Origin of the sequence: Streptomyces sp. NPDC096012, from assembly GCF_040426375.1 — a bacterium.
Lineage (GTDB): Bacteria > Actinomycetota > Actinomycetes > Streptomycetales > Streptomycetaceae > Streptomyces.
Window position 1 is genome coordinate 124,652 of the sequence record NZ_JBEOTD010000023.1, and the last position, 4,512, is coordinate 129,163.

The 4,512-nt window shown below is 70.1% G+C and carries 5 protein-coding genes; all 5 read left to right on the forward strand.

Annotated elements, in window-relative coordinates; genetic code table 11:
* Positions 1-321: 321 nt before the first annotated feature.
* The 5 genes from ABVB68_RS22370 to metK all read left to right on the forward strand — a co-directional run bounded on the left by ABVB68_RS22370 (position 322) and on the right by metK (position 4,440).
* On the forward strand, positions 322-645 hold the full coding sequence (locus tag ABVB68_RS22370; protein WP_003977346.1) for an integration host factor: 324 nt from the start codon (positions 322-324) through the stop codon (positions 643-645).
* A 60-nt stretch (positions 646-705) separates the two neighbouring features.
* The gene (gene gmk / locus ABVB68_RS22375; protein WP_353602873.1) at positions 706-1,299 is read left to right on the forward strand and encodes a guanylate kinase; all 594 of its coding nucleotides are present in this window, start codon (positions 706-708) and stop codon (positions 1,297-1,299) included.
* A 32-nt stretch (positions 1,300-1,331) separates the two neighbouring features.
* Positions 1,332-1,604, forward strand: a complete 273-nt coding sequence (gene rpoZ, locus ABVB68_RS22380) for a DNA-directed RNA polymerase subunit omega (RefSeq protein ID WP_005319902.1) — start codon at positions 1,332-1,334, stop codon at positions 1,602-1,604.
* Between the two features lie 138 nt (positions 1,605-1,742).
* Positions 1,743-2,948 carry a bifunctional phosphopantothenoylcysteine decarboxylase/phosphopantothenate--cysteine ligase CoaBC gene (gene coaBC / locus ABVB68_RS22385; protein ID WP_353602874.1) on the forward strand — a complete coding sequence of 402 codons (1,206 nt, stop codon included), beginning with the start codon at positions 1,743-1,745 and terminating at the stop codon, positions 2,946-2,948.
* Between the two features lie 283 nt (positions 2,949-3,231).
* Positions 3,232-4,440, forward strand: a complete 1,209-nt coding sequence (gene metK / locus ABVB68_RS22390; RefSeq protein ID WP_353602875.1) for a methionine adenosyltransferase — start codon at positions 3,232-3,234, stop codon at positions 4,438-4,440.
* The last annotated feature ends 72 nt before the right edge of the window (positions 4,441-4,512 follow it).

Sequence of the window (4,512 nt, forward strand, 5' to 3'; positions counted from 1 at the left end):
CGCCCCGGGTGGTTTGGGGGGGGGTCATCTCCCCGGGGGTGGGTGGCGCCTTTCACCTCCGCGCACCGCCCGGCCGGGCGGTCCGCGGAGGACCTGAGCGTGAATACATCCTCAAATCGAGGGCATTATGTCTGAAATGTCCGACCTGACGGAGGCTGACCAGGACTTTTCCGCTGTTCTCGCTGACTCTGGCGGACTTGCCCGCTAGTCTCCGAGCAGAGTGAACGGGCGAAGCGTGTTGCTCGTAGCTCCCCAGGTGTGGGGCGACTAGGTTCCTCACCGGTCCGTATCCGACAGTTCGACATCCGAGGTGACGTAGGCGTGGCTCTTCCGCCCCTTACCCCTGAACAGCGCGCAGCCGCGCTCGAAAAGGCCGCCGCGGCTCGCCGGGAGCGGGCCGAGGTCAAGAATCGACTCAAGCACTCCGGCGCCTCCCTGCACGAGGTGATCAAGCAGGGCCAGGAGAACGACGTCATCGGCAAGATGAAGGTCTCCGCGCTGCTCGAGTCGCTGCCCGGCGTGGGCAAGGTCCGCGCCAAGCAGATCATGGAGCGTCTGGGCATCTCCGAGAGCCGCCGTGTGCGCGGGCTCGGCTCGAACCAGATCGCGTCCCTGGAGCGTGAGTTCGGCAGCACCGGCTCCTGAGTCGGGCTCCGGCCGGACCGGGAGTCCCGGGCACTCCGGGATTGCTGGAATAATCGCTGCATGGCAGTAACACTCCGGGGGACGACCCCCGAGCCCCCGGACGCACGTCCGCGGCTGACCGTGCTCTCCGGCCCCTCGGGGGTCGGCAAGAGCACGGTCGTCGCCCATATGCGCAAGGAACACCCCGAGGTCTGGCTCTCGGTGTCGGCGACGACCCGCAAGCCGCGCCCAGGCGAGCAGGACGGGGTCCACTACTTCTTCGTCACCGACGACGAGATGGACAAGCTGATCGCCAACGGCGAGCTGCTGGAGTGGGCCGAGTTCGCCGGCAACCGCTACGGCACGCCCCGCGCGGCCGTGCTGGAGCGGCTGGAGAAGGGCGAGCCCGTCCTGCTGGAGATCGACCTCCAGGGGGCACGGCAGGTCCGGGAGTCGATGCCCGACGCCCAGCTGGTGTTCCTGGCTCCGCCCTCCTGGGAGGAGCTGGTGCGCAGGCTCACCGGGCGGGGCACCGAGTCGCCCGAGGTCATCGAGCGCCGTCTGGAGGCCGCCAGGACCGAGCTGGCGGCCGAGCCGGAGTTCGACGCGACCCTGGTCAACACCTCCGTCGAGGACGTGGCCCGTGAGCTGCTAGCCTTGACGAACGTCGTGTGACTGATTCTTTTCCATCCATCGGAAGGTAGAGCGTGTCCTCTTCCATCACCGCGCCCGAGGGCATCATCAACCCGCCGATCGACGAGCTGCTCGAGGCAACCGACTCGAAGTACAGCCTCGTGATCTACGCGGCCAAGCGGGCCCGCCAGATCAACGCGTACTACTCGCAGCTCGGCGAGGGCCTCCTCGAGTACGTGGGTCCGCTCGTCGACACCCACGTCCACGAGAAGCCGCTCTCGATCGCCCTGCGCGAGATCAACGCCGGTCTGCTGACCTCCGAGGCCATCGAGGGCCCGGCACAGTAGTACTCTCAGATCGCAGTCGCTTCATCCACAGGCCCGGCAGTCACGCTGCCGGGCCTGTGGTGTGTGATGGTCTCGTACGGCGCCGCACAGGTGCCCCGTACTAGCCTCGTTGCCGAGCCGGGGAGAGATGGCGCAGAGATGACGGACAAGCCGAGGGTCGTTCTGGGCGTCAGCGGTGGCATCGCCGCGTACAAGGCCTGTGAGCTGCTGAGAAGGTTCACCGAGTCGGGACACGACGTGCGCGTGGTGCCCACCGCCTCCGCACTGCACTTCGTCGGCGCCGCCACCTGGTCCGCCCTGTCCGGGAACGCCGTCTCCACCGAGGTCTGGGACGACGTCCACGAGGTGCCGCACGTCCGCATCGGGCAGCACGCCGACCTGGTCGTCGTGGCCCCGGCCACGGCCGACATCCTCGCCAAGGCCGCCCACGGCATCGCCGACGACCTGCTGACCAACACGCTCCTCACCGCCCGCTGCCCGGTCGTCTTCGCGCCCGCCATGCACACCGAGATGTGGGAGCACCCCGCCACCCAGGAGAACGTGGCCACGCTGCGCCGCCGAGGCGCCGTGGTCGTCGAACCCGCCGTCGGCCGCCTCACCGGCGTCGACACCGGCAAGGGCCGGCTGCCCGACCCGGGGGAGATCTTCGAGGTCTGCCGCCGGGTGCTGGCCCGCGGCGTCGTCGAGCCCGACCTGCGAGGACGCCATGTCGTCGTCTCGGCCGGCGGCACGCGCGAGCCCCTCGACCCGGTCCGCTTCCTCGGCAACCGTTCCTCCGGGAAGCAGGGCTACGCCCTCGCCCGCACCGCCGCCGCCCGCGGCGCCCGTGTGACATTGGTCGCGGCCAACACCGGCCTGCCCGACCCGGCCGGCGTCGACGTCGTCCACGTCGGCACGGCCGTCCAGCTGCGCGAGGCCGTCCTGAAGGCGGCGGCGGACGCCGACGCGGTGGTCATGGCCGCCGCCGTCGCCGACTTCCGCCCGGCGGTCTACGCCGCCGGGAAGATCAAGAAGAAGGACGGCCAGGACCCCGAACCGGTCGTCCTGGTGCGCAATCCGGACATCCTCGCGGAGATCTCGGCCGACCGTGCCCGACCCGGCCAGGTGATCGCCGGGTTCGCCGCCGAGACCGACGACGTCCTCGCCAACGGCCGGGCCAAGCTCGTCCGCAAGGGTTGTGACCTGCTCGTCGTCAACGAGGTGGGGGAGCGCAAGACGTTCGGCTCCGAGGACAACGAGGCCGTCGTGCTGGGCGCCGACGGCAGCGACACGCCCGTTCCGCACGGGCCCAAGGAGGCCCTCGCGGACATCGTCTGGGACCTCGTGGCCGCCCGGCTGGGCTGACCCGCTCCGCCGTCCGGGACCGGGGGCGTTCGGCCGTCCGGGCCCTTTTGTTTCGGCCGCATGCCGACTCTTTTCCGCCGGACAATGGCGCGTGGCGGCTCTGGCCAAGGCCGCTCGCCATTGTGCAGAATGCCCGTGCCGCAGGTCACAGCGCTCCCGAGAGGCGAGACGGTGACCCATCGGCGGAGTGCGACCGATAAACTGTTCACGGTCGACGGCGGGCGCAGCCCTCGCGTCGACCGCAAATGATCAGCCAGCAGCCGCTGCAACCACAGGGAGCGTTGTGTCCCGTCGCCTGTTCACCTCGGAGTCCGTGACCGAGGGTCACCCCGACAAGATCGCTGACCAGATCAGCGACACCATTCTCGACGCGCTCCTGCGCGAGGACCCGACCTCCCGGGTCGCCGTCGAGACGCTGATCACCACCGGCCTGGTGCACGTGGCCGGCGAGGTGACGACGAAGGCGTACGCGGACATCGCGACCCTCGTCCGCAGCAAGATCCTCGAGATCGGCTACGACTCCTCCAAGAAGGGCTTCGACGGCGCCTCCTGCGGCGTGTCGGTGTCCATCGGCGCCCAGTCGCCCGACATCGCGCAGGGCGTGGACACCGCCTACGAGAACCGGGTCGAGGGCGACGACGACGAACTGGACAAGCAGGGCGCGGGCGACCAGGGCCTGATGTTCGGCTACGCGTCCGACGAGACGCCGACGCTGATGCCGCTGCCGATCTTCCTGGCGCACCGCCTGTCCAAGCGCCTGTCCGAGGTCCGCAAGAACGGCACCATCCCCTACCTGCGCCCGGACGGCAAGACGCAGGTCACCATCGAGTACGACGGCGACAAGGCCGTCCGCCTCGACACGGTGGTCGTCTCCTCGCAGCACGCCTCCGACATCGACCTCGAGTCGCTGCTCGCCCCCGACATCCGCGAGTTCGTCGTCGAGCCGGAGCTGAAGGCGCTCCTGGACGAGGGCATCAAGCTCGACACCGAGGGCTACCGCCTGCTGGTCAACCCGACCGGCCGCTTCGAGATCGGCGGCCCGATGGGCGACGCCGGCCTGACCGGCCGCAAGATCATCATCGACACCTACGGCGGCATGGCCCGGCACGGTGGCGGCGCCTTCTCCGGCAAGGACCCGTCCAAGGTGGACCGCTCCGCCGCCTACGCCATGCGCTGGGTCGCCAAGAACGTCGTGGCGGCGGGCCTGGCCTCCCGCTGCGAGGTCCAGGTCGCCTACGCCATCGGCAAGGCCGAGCCCGTCGGCCTCTTCGTCGAGACCTTCGGCACCGCCAAGATCGACGTCGAGAAGATCGAGAAGGCGATCGACGAGGTCTTCGACCTGCGTCCCGCCGCGATCATCCGTGACCTCGACCTGCTGCGCCCGATCTACTCCCAGACCGCCGCCTACGGCCACTTCGGCCGCGAGCTGCCCGACTTCACCTGGGAGCGCACCGACCGCGTGGACGCCCTGCGCGCGGCCGTGGGCCAGTAGACCCGCAGGCTCCCAGCCGCCGAGGCCCGGCCCCTCCAGGGGGCCGGGGGCGGGGGGGGGCGCGCCCGGCGG

Coding starts and splice junctions, on each gene's coding strand:
- gmk (WP_353602873.1), top strand. CDS start 706: ATGGCAGTAACACTCCGGGGGACGACCCCCGAGCCCCCGGACGCACGT.
- coaBC (WP_353602874.1), top strand. CDS start 1,743: ATGACGGACAAGCCGAGGGTCGTTCTGGGCGTCAGCGGTGGCATCGCC.